General features: G+C 70.7%; 15 protein-coding genes. 9 read left to right on the plus strand and 6 right to left on the minus strand.

Translation table 11 applies throughout. The features are described from left to right. Window positions 1-8: 8 nt before the first annotated feature. The 3 genes from WCD84_RS05090 to WCD84_RS05100 form a co-directional block, all read right to left on the minus strand. The gene (locus tag WCD84_RS05090) at window positions 9-209 is read right to left on the minus strand and encodes a zinc-finger domain-containing protein (RefSeq protein WP_343254762.1); all 201 of its coding nucleotides are present in this window, start codon (window positions 207-209) and stop codon (window positions 9-11) included. 64 nt (window positions 210-273) lie between these two features. Continuing rightward, on the minus strand, window positions 274-1110 hold the full coding sequence (locus tag WCD84_RS05095; protein ID WP_343280638.1) for a pirin family protein: 837 nt from the start codon (window positions 1108-1110) through the stop codon (window positions 274-276). 86 nt (window positions 1111-1196) lie between these two features. Next, a complete protein-coding gene (locus WCD84_RS05100; protein WP_343280639.1) occupies window positions 1197-1787 on the minus strand; it encodes a malonic semialdehyde reductase in 591 nt (196 codons plus the stop codon). An 85-nt stretch (window positions 1788-1872) separates the two neighbouring features. On the opposite strand from WCD84_RS05100, the gene WCD84_RS05105 reads away from it, so the two are divergent. The 3 genes from WCD84_RS05105 to WCD84_RS05115 all read left to right on the plus strand — a co-directional run bounded on the left by WCD84_RS05105 (window position 1873) and on the right by WCD84_RS05115 (window position 4464). Then, the gene (locus tag WCD84_RS05105; protein ID WP_343280640.1) at window positions 1873-2937 is read left to right on the plus strand and encodes a mitochondrial fission ELM1 family protein; all 1065 of its coding nucleotides are present in this window, start codon (window positions 1873-1875) and stop codon (window positions 2935-2937) included. Between the two features lie 42 nt (window positions 2938-2979). Next, on the plus strand, window positions 2980-3465 hold the full coding sequence (locus WCD84_RS05110; RefSeq protein WP_343280641.1) for an Mpo1 family 2-hydroxy fatty acid dioxygenase: 486 nt from the start codon (window positions 2980-2982) through the stop codon (window positions 3463-3465). Window positions 3466-3576: 111 nt separating this feature from the next. Beyond that, window positions 3577-4464 carry a DMT family transporter gene (locus tag WCD84_RS05115; protein ID WP_343280642.1) on the plus strand — a complete coding sequence of 296 codons (888 nt, stop codon included), beginning with the start codon at window positions 3577-3579 and terminating at the stop codon, window positions 4462-4464. Window positions 4465-4480: 16 nt separating this feature from the next. On the opposite strand, the gene WCD84_RS05120 is transcribed toward WCD84_RS05115, so the two are convergent. Beyond that, window positions 4481-5353, minus strand: coding sequence for an NAD-dependent epimerase/dehydratase family protein (locus tag WCD84_RS05120; protein WP_343280643.1), 873 nt, complete (start codon window positions 5351-5353; stop codon window positions 4481-4483). Window positions 5354-5511: 158 nt separating this feature from the next. Between WCD84_RS05120 and WCD84_RS05125 the strand changes: the two genes are divergently transcribed. The 6 genes from WCD84_RS05125 to WCD84_RS05150 all read left to right on the plus strand — a co-directional run bounded on the left by WCD84_RS05125 (window position 5512) and on the right by WCD84_RS05150 (window position 11437). Continuing rightward, window positions 5512-8343, plus strand: coding sequence for a monovalent cation/H+ antiporter subunit A (locus WCD84_RS05125; RefSeq protein ID WP_343280644.1), 2832 nt, complete (start codon window positions 5512-5514; stop codon window positions 8341-8343). Then, the gene (locus WCD84_RS05130) at window positions 8343-8708 is read left to right on the plus strand and encodes a Na+/H+ antiporter subunit C (protein WP_343254770.1); all 366 of its coding nucleotides are present in this window, start codon (window positions 8343-8345) and stop codon (window positions 8706-8708) included. The genes WCD84_RS05125 and WCD84_RS05130 overlap by 1 nt, the downstream gene beginning before the upstream one ends. Further along, window positions 8705-10267: a monovalent cation/H+ antiporter subunit D gene (locus WCD84_RS05135; RefSeq protein ID WP_343280645.1), complete on the plus strand. Its 1563-nt coding sequence runs from the start codon at window positions 8705-8707 to the stop codon at window positions 10265-10267. Before WCD84_RS05130 ends, WCD84_RS05135 begins: the two co-directional genes overlap by 4 nt. Next, window positions 10264-10752 (plus strand): Na+/H+ antiporter subunit E, encoded by a 489-nt coding sequence (locus WCD84_RS05140; RefSeq protein ID WP_343254772.1) that lies wholly within the window; start codon window positions 10264-10266, stop codon window positions 10750-10752. The genes WCD84_RS05135 and WCD84_RS05140 overlap by 4 nt, the downstream gene beginning before the upstream one ends. A gap of 68 nt (window positions 10753-10820) precedes the next feature. Further along, complete coding sequence (locus WCD84_RS05145; RefSeq protein ID WP_343280654.1) at window positions 10821-11063, plus strand: K+/H+ antiporter subunit F; 243 nt, start codon at window positions 10821-10823, stop codon at window positions 11061-11063. Beyond that, window positions 11060-11437, plus strand: coding sequence for a Na+/H+ antiporter subunit G (locus tag WCD84_RS05150; protein WP_343254773.1), 378 nt, complete (start codon window positions 11060-11062; stop codon window positions 11435-11437). Before WCD84_RS05145 ends, WCD84_RS05150 begins: the two co-directional genes overlap by 4 nt. 37 nt (window positions 11438-11474) lie before the next feature. On the opposite strand, the gene WCD84_RS05155 is transcribed toward WCD84_RS05150, so the two are convergent. Further along, the gene (locus tag WCD84_RS05155) at window positions 11475-12428 is read right to left on the minus strand and encodes a sodium:calcium antiporter (protein ID WP_343254774.1); all 954 of its coding nucleotides are present in this window, start codon (window positions 12426-12428) and stop codon (window positions 11475-11477) included. An 87-nt stretch (window positions 12429-12515) separates the two neighbouring features. After that, window positions 12516-13139: a lectin gene (locus WCD84_RS05160; protein WP_343254775.1), complete on the minus strand. Its 624-nt coding sequence runs from the start codon at window positions 13137-13139 to the stop codon at window positions 12516-12518. Window positions 13140-13189 lie beyond the last annotated feature (50 nt).

Below are 13189 nucleotides of genomic sequence, written 5' to 3' on the forward strand. Positions count from 1 at the left end.
CGCCGGGCTCAGTCGACCAGGACGAAGTGGGCGCCGCAGTAGGGGCAGTCGGACTGTCCGCCTTCGTCCTCGATCGGCAGGTACACGCGCGGGTGCGAGTTCCACAGCGCCATGGACGGCAGCGGGCAGCTCAGCGGCAGGTCGGCGCGACGCACCTCGTACTGCTTTTCGGCGTTGGCCTGGACGGGCTGCGACGTGGCGGTGGACATCGTGACGTGACCGGGGCTGGGGGGACCCGCACAGTTTAGCGCGCCGGCGCCCGCGTGGCCCGGATCAGGCGGGCAGCACGAACAGCAGCAGCCAGGCCGTGCCCGCTGCGGTGGCGGTCAGGATGGACGGTGCACCGCTGCTGCCGGCGGTCCAGGCGATGCCGTCGCCGGAGGCAAGCCGCGGGCCGTCGTCGTCGTCGTCACGGCCGCTGCCGCTGCCGCTGCCGCGGTCGCGGTCGCGGTCGCGGTCGCCGCCGTCATCGTCGTTGTTGCCGTGGCCGGAGACCGCCACGCCGCCGTCGAGCACTTCAAGCCAACACCTGCCGCCGGGGCAGACAGGCACATCGATCGCTGCGCCCGCGGCAATTCGCACCGCCATCAGTCGCGCCCGCTGCCGCAGTGGCAGTGAACCGTCGTCGATGTGGGCGCCATTGCCGCCGCCGGCATTGCCGGCATGGTTGCCGCTATCGCCGTCGTTGCCGCCGCCGCGGTCACCGGCCGCCAGCGTGACCCAGGCGCCGTCGGCATCGAAACCGATATCGCCATGCCCCACACGGCGACAGGCGACCGCCGGAGTGGCGTTGACGCGATCAGGCAGCAGCCAGCATTCGACCAGGCGCAGGGGCGCCGTGGCCGATCCGTTGGACATCAGCGACGGCAGGCCGTGCCCGATGCTGATCCACAGCAGGTCGCTGGCCTCCAGGCGATGCTGGCCGAGAGCACCACAGTCGACCTCGAGCGCGCCCTCGAGCACCAGCAGCAGCCGCTCCATATTGGCCACGCGGCCATCGTCGCGGGTGGTGCCGGGTGCCCAGTCCTGTCGCGACAGCACGCGCAGCGCACCCCAGCCCATCCACTCGCGGGCGATCACGTCGCCGCGGGAGAACGCTTCGGTCGCCACGATGCCATCGCGCCGGGTGTGCGCCCGTGCCGCGGCCGGGCGCGGGCGCGGGCGCGGTACTGCCGCAGCGTGGCTGCCTGCCGCGCTCATTCGATGCGCGCGGCCTCGTCGAAGGGCAGCCGCGGCGAGCGCGGGAAAAGCTGCGCCGGGTCGCCGTGGCCCAGGTTGACCAGGATGTTGGAGCGGATCGCGGTCCCCTTGAAGAAGGCCTCGTCGACCATGCCGTTGTCGAAGCCGCTCATCGGCCCGCAGTCCAGGCCGAGCGCGCGCGCGGCCATGATCAGGTAGGCGCCCTGCATGCTCGATCCGCGCAGGCCGACACGCTCCAGCCGCGCCTCGTCGGAACCGGCGAACCAGGAGCGCGCATCGGTATGCGGGAACAGCACCGGCAGCTTGTCGTAGAAGGCCATGTCGTGGCCGACGATCACCGTCACCGGCGCCGCCAGGGTCTTGTCGCGGTTGCCGTCGCTGAGCGCCGGCGCCAGCTTCGCCTTGGCTTCGGGCGAGCGCACGAACACGAAGCGCGCCGGGCAGGAGTTGGCCTCGGTGGGGCCGAACTTCAGCAGGTCGTACAGCGCGCGCAGGGTGGCGTCGTCGACCTCGCCGCCGATGGCGTTGTGGGAGCGGGCCTCGCGGAACAGGCGGGCAAGCGTGGCATCGGGCAGCACATCGGACATCGGGATCCCTCGTGGTCGGCAGGCGAAGGCCGCAGTGTAGAGTTTCGGCGATGACTCCACCGTCCCACGGCTGCAACGCATGGTCATGACCGCGATCGACGGCGACCCGGAAAGCGTGGTCGCGCTGAGCGACGGACGCGCGGGGAATGCGCGCCAGGCGCAGGCCCTGGCCGCGGCGCTTGCGTCTTCAAGCGCGTCGATGTCGGCGACCGCATCGATGTCCACGCCAGCAACGGGTCACGCACCCGTGCCGTCACCCGTACCGCGCGAGCTGGTGCTCGACCCGCGTGCGCCGTGGCGCTGGCTGGCGCCGCGGCGACTGCCGGGCGATGCGCGCGCCTTCGGAGCGGATTTCGCGCAGGTCCTCGCGGCAGCGCCCGCACTGGCCGTGGGCTGCGGTCGCCAGGCCGCGCTGGCCACGCGCATCCTCCGTGCACGCGGCACGCGCGTGGTCCAGATCCTCGATCCCCGCCTGCCACCCCGGCTCTGGGACGTGGTGGTCGCGCCGCTGCACGACGGACTGCGCGGCGACAACGTCGTGACGCTGCTCGGCAGCCTGCACGCCGTGGACGATGCCTGGCTGGCACGCGGCCGCGAGGCCTTCGCCACGTTCGCCGCCCTGCCCTCGCCGCGGATCGCGGTGCTGGTCGGCGGACCCAGCGCACACGCCGGCTTCGACCTCAACGATTTCGAAACCCTGATGGACGCGGCCGAAGCCATGGCCGAGCGCGCCGGCGGCAGCCTGCTGGTCACCGCTTCCCGGCGCACGCCGCCGCAGGTCTGCAGCGCATTGCGCGCCCGCCCGCAGCGGGTGCCGACCGTGGCCTGGGTCGACGTCGCGGACGGCGCCAATCCCTATGCCGGCATGCTTGCCTGGGCCGACCGCATCGCCTGCAGCGCGGACTCGGTGAACATGCTGTCCGAAGCCTGCGCCACGGCGGCGCCGGTGTTCGTGCACCGACCCGAGGCCATCCGCGGCCGCCCCCGGCGCTTCGTGGACGAACTGCTGGCGCGCGGCCGGGTGCGTCCGCTCGAGGCCATGGCAACGCCATTCGACGCCCGGCCCCTGCGCGAGACCCTGCGCGTGGCCGCCGAAGTGCGCGCCCGCCTGCACCTGCCCCGGGCGATGGCTGCGGACGACCGCTCCTGATTGCCCTATTCTCGGCACACCAGGCATCCAGGGGGTTCCACCATGGCAGGCAGCAGCCAAGCAGACCGTCCGATCGACCGCTGGTTCGCCAACTACTCCGGCGACCACCGCAACGACACCAACCAGGCCATCCATTACTTCGCCGTGCCGGCGATCCTGTGGAGCGTGATCGCGCTGCTGTGGTGCATCCCGGCGCCGGGCACCCTGTTCAAGCCGGGGATCTGGGCGGCGCTGCCGATGTTCGCGGCCTGGCTGTTCTACCAGCGCAGCTCGCGGCGGCTGGGCGTCGGCATGGCGCTTGTGCTGCTGGCGATGGCGTCGCTCACCTGGTGGCTGCACGGGGCGCTCGGGACCCGCGGGCTGCTCGCGCTCGCGATCGCGGTGTTCGTGGTGGCCTGGATCGCGCAGTTCGTCGGCCACCGCATCGAGGGCCGCAAACCGAGCTTTCTCACCGACCTGGTCTATCTCCTGATCGGGCCGGCGTGGGTGCTGTCCAAGATCTATCGCCGCATCGGCTGGCGCTGGTAGGAAGAAGCATCGCCGCCATGGCGGCTCCCACATCGCGGTGCGCAACGCTGCGTGCCAAGGCCATCGCCCGGGTCGGCGGGCACAGCGGAGCGGCACGGGCGACAATGGCCGATGTCTCCACGTGACCTCTTGCTGATCCTCACCATCTGCGTCGCCTGGGCAGGCAATTTCCTGTTCTCGGCCTACGCACTGCTTGAGATGCCGGCCTTCCTGTACACGGCGCTGCGGATGGCGATCGTGGCCCTGGTGCTGCTGCCGTTCCTGAAACCCGTGCGGCGCGCGCAGTGGCCGCGCTTCCTCGCGGTGGCGCTGTGCATGAACGTGCTCCACTTCGGGCTCAGCTTCTGGGCGCTGCGCTTGGCCGGCGAGCTGTCCGCGGTGGCGATCGTGATGCAGAGCTACGTGCCGATGTCGGCGCTGCTGGCGTGGGTGGTGCTGGGCGAGCGCTTCGCCTGGCGCACCGGCACCGCGATCGCGGTCAGCTTCATCGGCGTGCTGGTGATCGGCTTCGACCCCTCGATCATCGAGAAGCCGGCGGCGATCGCGGCGATGCTGGTCTCGGCCGGTTTCCTGGCGCTGGGCACGGTGCTGATGCGCCGCCTGGGCGGCATCGGCATGGTCACCCAGCAGGGCTGGAGTGCGCTGATCGCGGTGCTGCCGCTCATGGCGCTCAGCCTTGTGTTCGAACCGGGCGGGATCGCGGCGCTGGCTACGGTCAGCCCGCGGGCGTGGATCGGCGTGTCGTACTCGGCGCTGGTGGCGTCGCTGCTCGGCCACGGCGTCTACTTCCTGCTGCTGCAGCGACATCCCGTGGCGCAGCTCACGCCGTGGCTGATGCTGACGCCGCTCCTGGCGGTGCTGCTGGGCATCTTCGTCTGGGGCGACAGCCCGGGGCCGCAGCTGTGGATCGGCGGCGCCCTGGTGCTGGGTGGCGTGGTGGCGATCGCGCTGCGCGCGCTGGCCAAGTCCCGGCCGCTGCCGCCGGCGCGCGAGATCTGAACGCGACCCGGCTGGATCAGTCCGGATCGAACATCGTTGCATCGGGCCGAAACGGCCGCGGCGCGTGGCCCAGCGCGGCAGTGGCCGGCGCGATGTCGAACACCAGGTCTTCGCGCAGGCGCGCCTGTGCCTGCGCGCCGAAACCCTGCAGCCGCCCGCTCGCGCGCAGCGCGGCGGCCAACGTCGCAAACAGCGGCGCCGGCAGCTCCAGCAGCCGCGCCGGCGGCCGCAGCGCGGCCAGCACGCGCGCCACCATCTCGCGATAGGCCAGGGTTTCGCCACCGGGGAGGTCATAGCCACGTCCGCCCACGCCGCTCTGATCCAGCGCGGCCATCGCCGTGGCGGCGAGGTCGTCGACGTGCACCGGCTGGCGCAGGCCCGTCGCCCCGCGCGGCAGCACGAACAATCCGCGTCGCCTGGCCATCGTGGCGATGCGGCTCAGGGTCTGGTCGCGGCCGGCGCCATAGACCAGGGTCGGGCGCAGCACGATGGCATCGCCCCCGCGTGCCAACGTCGCCGCGAACAGCGCATCCTCGGCCGCGGCAAGGCGCGCCGCGAGGTCACGCTCGGCGGCATCGACCGATGCGCGCTTGACCGCAAGGCTGGTCGAGCCGAACGCGACCACGCGCGGCGATGCAAGTTTGGCCGATGTGTACCACTGCGCGAACCGGTCCAGCGGACCGCAGCTCAGGACCGCGTCGTAATCCGCCGCCAGCGAAGGCATGGCATCGAAACCGCCCCGCAACCACCGCAGTTCCGGCGCCGGCGCGCGTTCGTTGCGCGAAAGCGCATCCACTTCCCATCCCGCGTGCAACAGGCGCGCGAGCACCGCGGCACCCACCTGCCCGCTGCCGCCGAACAGCAGCGCCCGCCCCCGCCCGGCACTCATGCGGAAGGATTCCGTGGCGGCGTGGCCGCGTGCGTTGGATGGACGTGCATCGACTCAGGATAGGCGACGCGATGACCGGGAGCGATATCCACCGCTGTTAGAATCCCGGGACGACCGTGCGGAGCGCGGTCTCCCCACGGCAAGACCCAAGGACACCGATGCTCGAACTCATGCTGGCCCTGCCCTTCGTGCTGGCGCTGGTGCTCGCGATACTGCGCGACGCACCGGCGCGCGCGGTCGCGTGGCTGGCGGGCCTGGCCCCGCTGCTGTCGCTGGCGGTGCTGGCCTGGCTGACGCCGGGGGTGATGGCCGGTGACATCCCGCGCGCCATGCACGAGTGGCTGCCGCAGGCCGGCCTCGCCTTCAGCCTGCGCCTGGACGGCCTGGGCTGGATGTTCTCCGCCATGGTGCTGGGCATCGGCGCGCTGGTGGTGCTGTACGCGCACTACTACCTCGGCCCGCAGGAAAAGACCCGGCGTTTTTTCTGCTTCCTGCTGCTGTTCATGGGCTCGATGCTGGGCATGGTGCTGTCGGGCAACCTGCTGCTCACGGTGGTGTTCTGGGAGCTGACATCGATCAGCTCGTTCCTGCTGATCGGCTTCTGGTTCCATCGCGACGACGCCCGCGAGGGCGCGCGCATGGCGCTGACCATCACCGCCGCCGGCGGCCTGGCGCTGCTCGGCGGCGTGGTGCTGATCGGCCGCGTCGTAGGCAGCTACGAGCTCGATGCGGTGCTGGCCGCGGGCGACGCCATCCGCGCCCACGAACTCTATCCCTGGATCCTCGGCCTGGTGCTGGCCGGCGTGTTCACCAAGAGCGCGCAGTTCCCGTTCCACTTCTGGCTGCCGCACGCGATGGCGGCGCCGACGCCGGTCTCGGCCTACCTGCATTCGGCGACGATGGTGAAGGCCGGCGTGTTCATGCTGGCGCGCCTGCATCCATCGCTGGCGGGCACCGACCTGTTCTTCTATACGGTCAGCATCGTCGGCGGGCTGACGCTGCTGATCGGCGCATGGAACGCGATCTTCCAGCACGACATGAAGGGCGTGCTCGCCTATTCGACCATCTCGCACCTCGGCCTGATCACGCTGCTGCTCGGCCTGTCGACGCCGATGGCGGTGGTCGCGGCGATGTTCCACATCCTCAACCACGCCACCTTCAAGGCCTCGCTGTTCATGGCCGCCGGCATCGTCGACCACGAGACCGGCACCCGCGACATGCGCCGCCTGGGCGGGCTGCGCAGGATCATGCCCTATACCAGCGCGCTGGCGATCATCGCCTCGCTGGCGATGGCCGGCATCCCGCTGCTCAACGGCTTCCTGTCCAAGGAAATGTTCTTCGCCCAGGCGCTGGAAATCGAGGGCCACGAGGAGATGCGCTGGTTCATCACCATCGCCGCCTTCCTGTTCGCGACCTTCGGCGTCGCCTACAGCCTGCGCTTCGTCCATGACACCTTCCTCGGCCGCGGTCCGCGCGCGGTCGAAAACGAAGTCCACGAGCCGCCGCGCTTCATGCAGGTGCCGGTGGCGATCCTGGTGGTGGCCTGCGTGGCCGTGGGCATCGCGCCGCAGTGGACGATCGGGCCCTTCCTGCAGACGGCGGCGCGGGGCGTGCTTGGCGACGCGCTGCCCGAGTACAGCCTGGCCGTCTGGCATGGCATCAACACGCCGCTGCTGATGAGCCTGGGCGGGGTGGTCTGCGGCGTACTGCTGTACCTGGGCCTCAATCGCGTGTTCGACCTGCACGCCATCGTGCGCCAGTCGCTCGGCCGCAAGCTGTTCCATCTCAACATCGAGGCGCTGTTCCGGCTCGGGCGCCGCTTCACCCACACCATCGCCAACGGCAGCATGCAGCGCAGCCTGCTGTGGCTGGTGCTGGTGGCCATCGCCGCGGGCGCAGCGCCGTTCATCGCCGCCTGGGGCGACCCCGACGTGCCCACAGTGTTCGCCGGCCAGCCAATGGTGCGCCTGGCCTGGGTGCTGTGGCTGATGCTGGTGTGCTGCGCGTTCGGCACCCTGGCGCTGTACCGCCACCGCCTGTTGGCGGTGCTGGTGATGGGCGGCTGCGGCCTGGCGGTAAGCATGACCTTCGTGGCGCTGTCGGCGCCGGACCTCGCGCTCACCCAGCTGCTGGTGGAGCTGGTGACGGTGGCGCTGATGCTGCTGGGCCTGCACTACCTGCCCAAGGATTCGCCGCCCCTGCGCTCCCTGCCGCGCCGCCTGCGCGATGGCGCGGTGGCCCTGGTCGCAGGCGTCGGCACCGGCGGCCTGGCCTGGGCGATGATGACCCGGCCACCGTCGAACGGCGTCGCCGCGGAAATCACCGCCCGGTCGCTGCCCGAAGCCTGGGGCAGCAACATCGTCAACGTGATCCTGGTGGACTTCCGCGGCTTCGACACCCTGGGCGAGATCACCGTGTTCGGCATCGCCGGCCTGGTGGTGCACGCCATGCTGCGCCGCGCGCGCATGGCGCCGGAAAAGGTGATGCCCGGGCCGCCGGTCAAGCTACCGGTGCCCGCCGACCTTGCGCAGATGATGTTCCCGCTGACGCTCGTGGTGTCGATCTTCCTGTTCCTGCGCGGCCACAACTCGCCGGGCGGCGGCTTCATCGCCGGCCTGACGCTGGCGGTGCCGCTGCTGATCCAGTACGTGATCCAGGGCGCGGCCTCGGTGGAATCGCGCTTCGGCTTCGACTACATCCGTGCGATCGGCGCCGGCCTGCTGATCGCGCTGTTCGGGGGCGCGGCGGCGATGCTGTTCGACGTGCCCTTCCTGTCCAGCGGCCACTACGACCTGGAGCTGCCGCTGCTGGGCACGATCCCCCTGGCCAGCGCGGCGGTCTTCGACCTCGGCGTGTACCTGGTCGTATTCGGAAGCACCATGCTGATCCTGTCGATGATGGGCACCATCGAGCCCTCCAAGAAAATGATCGCCCATCGCGGCACGATCGATCCCGCCACCCGCTCCGCCACCACCGGGGAGGCCAACTGATGGAACTCGCCATTGCCAGCGGTATCGCCGTGCTGGTGTTCGCCGGCGTGTACCTGGTCCTGCGCGCGCGCAGCTTCGACGTGATTTTGGGCCTCACCCTGCTCTCCTATGGCACCAACCTGCTGATCTTCTCCAGCGGCCGGCTCACCATCGGCAAGCCGCCGGTGCTGCAGCCGGGCCTGGAGGCGACGCTCGCCAACCACACCGACCCGCTGCCGCAGGCGCTGGTGCTCACCGCGATCGTGATTTCGTTCGCGATGACCGCGGTCCTCATCGTGCTGGCGATGCGCAGCCGCGCCGATAACGACAGCGACCATGTCGATGCCGGCGACGTGCGCGATGACCGCAGCGGGGATCGCGGATGAGCCAGCTGCCGATCCTTCCCATCCTGCTGCCGCTGCTGGGCGGCGCGCTGTCGCTGTTCGTCGAGCACCGGCGCGTGGGCACCATCGTGCAGCGCTCGGTGGCGTGGACCTTCATGCTGGCCACCCTGGTGGCGTCGATCCTGCTGGTGGCCCGCGCCCACGAGGGTTCGGTACTGGTCTACCTGCTTGGCGACTGGCCGGCGCGCATCGGCATCGCGCTGATGGTCGACCGGCTCTCGGCGATGATGGTGCTCACCACGTCGCTGCTGGGCGTGGCCTGCCTGCTGCATGCCTGCTCCGGCTGGGACCGGCGTGCGCCGCACTTCCATGCCCTGTTCCAGCTGCAGCTGATGGGCATCAACGGCGCCTTCCTGACCGGCGACGTCTTCAACCTGTTCGTGTTCTTCGAGGTCATGCTGATCGCGTCCTACGGCCTGCTGCTGTCCGGTGGCCGCGGCGTGCGCATGAGCGCGGGCATGCACTACGTGGCGTTCAACATCGCCGCCTCGACCCTGTTCCTGATCGCGCTCGGCCTGGTCTACGGCGTGTTCGGCACGCTCAACATGGCCGAACTCGCCTCGCGCGTAGCCACGGTCCCGCCCGGCGACCTGAAGCTGGCCAAGGCCACCATCGGCCTGCTGCTGGTGGTGTTCTGCTCCAAGGCCGCGCTGATGCCGCTGTACCTGTGGCTGCCCGAGGCCTATACCCGCGCCCCGGCCGCGGTCGCGGCGCTGTTCGCGATCATGACCAAGGTCGGCATCTATGCCGTGCTGCGCGTGGGTTCGCTGATGCTGGGCGAGGACGCGGGGCCGATGGCCGGCTACGGCTGGGACTGGATCCTGCCGGCGGCGGTCGGCGGGCTGGCGCTGGCCACGCTTGGCGTCCTCGCCGCGTCGCGCCTGCGGGTGCTGGTGGCCTACGTGGTGCTGGTTTCGGCGACCACGCTGTTCATCGCCTTCGGCCTGCGCACCGCCGGCACCATCGGCGCCGGCCTCTACTACCTGATGCACAGCACCTTCGTCGCCGCCGCGCTGTTCCTGGTCGCCGACCTCGTCCGCCGCGGGCGCGGCGACGCCGGCGATGCGCTGCGCGCCTTCGCCCCCGCGCCCGGCGTGCGCATCATGGCCGGCGCCATGTTCATGGTCGGCGCGATTTCCGTCGCCGGCCTGCCTCCGCTGTCGGGCTTCATCGGCAAGACCCTGCTGCTGCAGGCGGTGCCCGAGGTCGACATCCAGTGGGCGTGGCCGGCGATCCTGGGCAGCAGCATGCTGGTGATCGTCGGACTGACCCGTGCCGGAACGCGCATCTTCTGGAAGCCCGCCGCAGCCGAGCTGTCGGCCGCCGGCGACGCCCTTCCCGACCACCCCGCCGAGGGGCGCGGGCGCCTGCGCCTGCCCGAGACCATCGCCACCATGCTGCTGCTGTCGTACGGCGTCGCCATGGCGGTCGCTCCGGGCCCGGTGACTGCCTACACGCGCGCCACCGCCGAACAATTACTGGCACCGGCCACCTATATCGACCAGGTGCGCGCCGCCATGCCGCAGAGGAGGCTGCCATGAACCGCCGCTGGCTGCCCTCGCTGCCGCTCACCCTGTCCATCACCGTGTTCTGGCTGCTGATGGTGTCCGAGGTCAACGCCGCGCAGCTCACCCTGGCGCTGCTGCTGGGCCTGGTGATCCCGCTGTATGCCACCCGGATCGATCGCGAGTTCGCGAACATCGGCAGCCTGCGCCCGCTGCCGAAGCTGCTGGTCGTGCTGCTCTGGGACATCCTGATGTCCAACGTACGCGTGGCGCGGCAGGTGCTTGGCCGCGAGTCGCGGATCCATTCCGGCTTCATCTGGTACCCGCTGGACATCGGCAACATCCACGGCATCACCGCGCTGGCGTGCTGCATCACCCTGACCCCGGGCACGGTCACCGCCGCGCTGTCCGATGACCGTCGCTACCTGCTGGTACACGTGCTCGACCTTGCCGACGAAGCCGCGCTGGTGGCAGACATCAAGCGCCGCTACGAATGCCCGCTGATGGAGATCTTCCCGTGAACCCTCCCGAACTCGCCGGCATCCAGGTCTTCGGCCACGGCCTGATCGATGTCGCCATCGGCGTGTCGATGTACGTGGTCGGCCTGGCGATGCTGCTGGCGCTGTGGCGCCTGCTGCGCGGCCCGACCGTGCCCGACCGCATCGTCGCCCTGGACACGCTCAACGTCACCGCCATCGCCGAGCTCATGCTGCTGGGCATGCACCTGAAGAGCGCCATCTACTTCGAGGCGGCGCTGATCATCGCCATGCTCGGCTTCGTCAGCACGGTGGTGCTGAGCAAGTACGTGATGCGGAGGGACATCGTCGAATGAACGTCTTCTGGGAACTGCTGCTGGTGGCGCTGCTGCTTGTCGGCAGCTTCTTCATCCTGATGGGCGGAGTGGGTCTGGTGAAGCTGTCGGAGTTCTTCCGGCGCCTGCACGCGCCGACCAAGGCCAGCACCCTGGGCGTGGGCTGCGTGCTGAGCGCATCGGTCGGCTACCACATGTTCGTGGGCAGTGACCCGCAGCCGCGCGAACTGCTGATCGTCGCCTTCCTGCTGATCACCGCGCCGATCAGCGCGCACCTGATGTCCAAGGCCGCGCTGTCACTGCGGATGGACGAGTGGCCGCAGCTGCCGGGCAAGTCCGACGAGGACACCCATGTGCCGCCGCGCCCGGACGGCAGCGACGACGAAGGCTTCTGAGCCGCGGCCCGGCGGACCGCCGCCGGCCCGGGCCAACTCAGCCGAGCAGCGCGGCCTCCAGCACGAGCCAGGCGGCCAGCGCGGCCAGCAACATCCCGCCCTCGCCCCGGCTGACCGTGGTATTGCCGCGCAGCAGCGGCACCAGCAGCAGGGCGAACAGGAAGGCCACCGGCAGTTCAAGGCGCACGAACGAGGCCGGCACCGGCACCGTGCCGCCGACCGCCGCCATGCCGCCCAGCACCACCAGCAGGTTGAACAGGCTGGAGCCGATCACATGGCCGGCGACGATGTCGCCCTGTCCGCGACGCGCGGCGGCAACCGCCGCGGCGGCCTCCGGCAGCGCCGTGCCGACCGCCACCAGCACCAGGCCGGCAAGCAGCGAGTCCATGCCCAGGGCGTGGCCGATCGTCGGCATGTGGGCCACGATCCAGCCGGCGCCGAACCACAGCAGCACCGTGGCCAGCACGACCCGCACGATGTTCATGCCCAGCCCACCGCGCGTGGTCGCGAACGCATCGATCTCCGCGCGCACCTCCGGCGACTCGTCATCGCCGCGCATGGCGACGAAGGCCACCACGCCCACGAACACCAGCAGCAGCACAACGCCTTCAATGCGCGAGAGGCCGCCGTCCAGGCTGAGCCCTCCGACCGCCAGCGTCGACAGCAGCAGCACGGCCAGGAGCGGCGACAGCGCCCGCCAGCGGATGACCAGCGGCGCCGCCAGCGCCGCCAGCCCCAGGGTCAGGCCGACGTTGACGATGTTGCTGCCGACCGCGTTGCCCAGCGCGAGCGCGCGGTCGCCCGACGCCACCGCGCGCGCATTGACCGCAAGCTCCGGCAGCGACGTCGCCACCGCGACCAGCCCGAGCCCGACCGCGAAGCGCGGGATGCCCAGGCGTTCGCCGAGGCCCGCCGCGCCCTTGACCAGGGAGTCGCCACCCAGTGCAAGCAGCACCAGGCCGAGGATCGTGAAGCCGATCGCCTCAAACATCGCTTGTCTCCGCGCCGCTCATTCCCGTGGGAGCGGCCACGGCCGCGATTGCACAGCAGGTCGCGGCCACGCCGCTTCCAGGTCCGCTCAGCTGCAGCCTTCGACGTAGCCGATCTGCGGCGCCATGCCCACGCGCCAGCTGCTCACGACGCCGCCGGCGCCGAGTTCGAAGAACAGCCGCGACGGCAGCGCGCCGCCGTCCTCGGGGCTCATCAGCACCTTGCCGCCTTCCACGTACTTGTGCGGGGCCGACTGCAGCCGCTCGCCGTAGAGGCCCTGCAGGGTGGCCTCGTCCATGCCGACGCGGCCGCCGCCGGGAGCGGTGACTTCGGTCGACTCGACGCTGTAGCGGACGAACAGGTCGTCCTCGAACATGAAGGCCAGGTCGGCCGGCGTCGCCTGGCCTGCCGGGACCAGGTGGTGGCAGCTGGAGCCGTCGGCAGGCTCGCCCAGGGATTCGAGCGGGTTGCCGCTCCAGTCCGCGCGCGCCTCCGCGGCGGTCATGCCGAACTCCAGGTCCGCGTAACCGTCCATGCGTGAATCACCCGCGGCCGGAATCGCCGCGGCGGCCGCCGCGGGTTCGGTCACGGGCTCGATCGCCTCGATGGCGTCGGTGGCCGCCTCCACGCCGTTCTCGGCGCTGCGCTCGGCGTCGCAGGCGGCGAGCGCCAGGGTCAGGGACAGCAGGACAACTGTGGGGGCACGACGCATGCGCTTGCTCCGGATGGCGGAAGTCCAAGGCTACGACAAAACCGTGCGCG

Source organism: Luteimonas changyuni (assembly GCF_039548395.1).
GTDB lineage: Bacteria > Pseudomonadota > Gammaproteobacteria > Xanthomonadales > Xanthomonadaceae > Luteimonas.

Bases quoted from the DNA above. Each gene is read 5' to 3' on its own strand.
- WCD84_RS05130 (WP_343254770.1), top strand. From the start codon at position 8,343: ATGGAACTCGCCATTGCCAGCGGTATCGCCGTGCTGGTGTTCGCCGGC.
- WCD84_RS05110 (WP_343280641.1), top strand. From the start codon at position 2,980: ATGGCAGGCAGCAGCCAAGCAGACCGTCCGATCGACCGCTGGTTCGCC.
- WCD84_RS05105 (WP_343280640.1), top strand. From the start codon at position 1,873: ATGACCGCGATCGACGGCGACCCGGAAAGCGTGGTCGCGCTGAGCGAC.
- WCD84_RS05125 (WP_343280644.1), top strand. From the start codon at position 5,512: ATGCTCGAACTCATGCTGGCCCTGCCCTTCGTGCTGGCGCTGGTGCTC.
- WCD84_RS05150 (WP_343254773.1), top strand. From the start codon at position 11,060: ATGAACGTCTTCTGGGAACTGCTGCTGGTGGCGCTGCTGCTTGTCGGC.
- WCD84_RS05135 (WP_343280645.1), top strand. From the start codon at position 8,705: ATGAGCCAGCTGCCGATCCTTCCCATCCTGCTGCCGCTGCTGGGCGGC.
- WCD84_RS05100 (WP_343280639.1), bottom strand. From the start codon at position 1,787: ATGTCCGATGTGCTGCCCGATGCCACGCTTGCCCGCCTGTTCCGCGAG.
- WCD84_RS05090 (WP_343254762.1), bottom strand. From the start codon at position 209: ATGTCCACCGCCACGTCGCAGCCCGTCCAGGCCAACGCCGAAAAGCAG.
- WCD84_RS05115 (WP_343280642.1), top strand. From the start codon at position 3,577: ATGTCTCCACGTGACCTCTTGCTGATCCTCACCATCTGCGTCGCCTGG.
- WCD84_RS05140 (WP_343254772.1), top strand. From the start codon at position 10,264: ATGAACCGCCGCTGGCTGCCCTCGCTGCCGCTCACCCTGTCCATCACC.
- WCD84_RS05145 (WP_343280654.1), top strand. From the start codon at position 10,821: ATGTACGTGGTCGGCCTGGCGATGCTGCTGGCGCTGTGGCGCCTGCTG.
- WCD84_RS05120 (WP_343280643.1), bottom strand. From the start codon at position 5,353: ATGAGTGCCGGGCGGGGGCGGGCGCTGCTGTTCGGCGGCAGCGGGCAG.
- WCD84_RS05160 (WP_343254775.1), bottom strand. From the start codon at position 13,139: ATGCGTCGTGCCCCCACAGTTGTCCTGCTGTCCCTGACCCTGGCGCTC.
- WCD84_RS05155 (WP_343254774.1), bottom strand. From the start codon at position 12,428: ATGTTTGAGGCGATCGGCTTCACGATCCTCGGCCTGGTGCTGCTTGCA.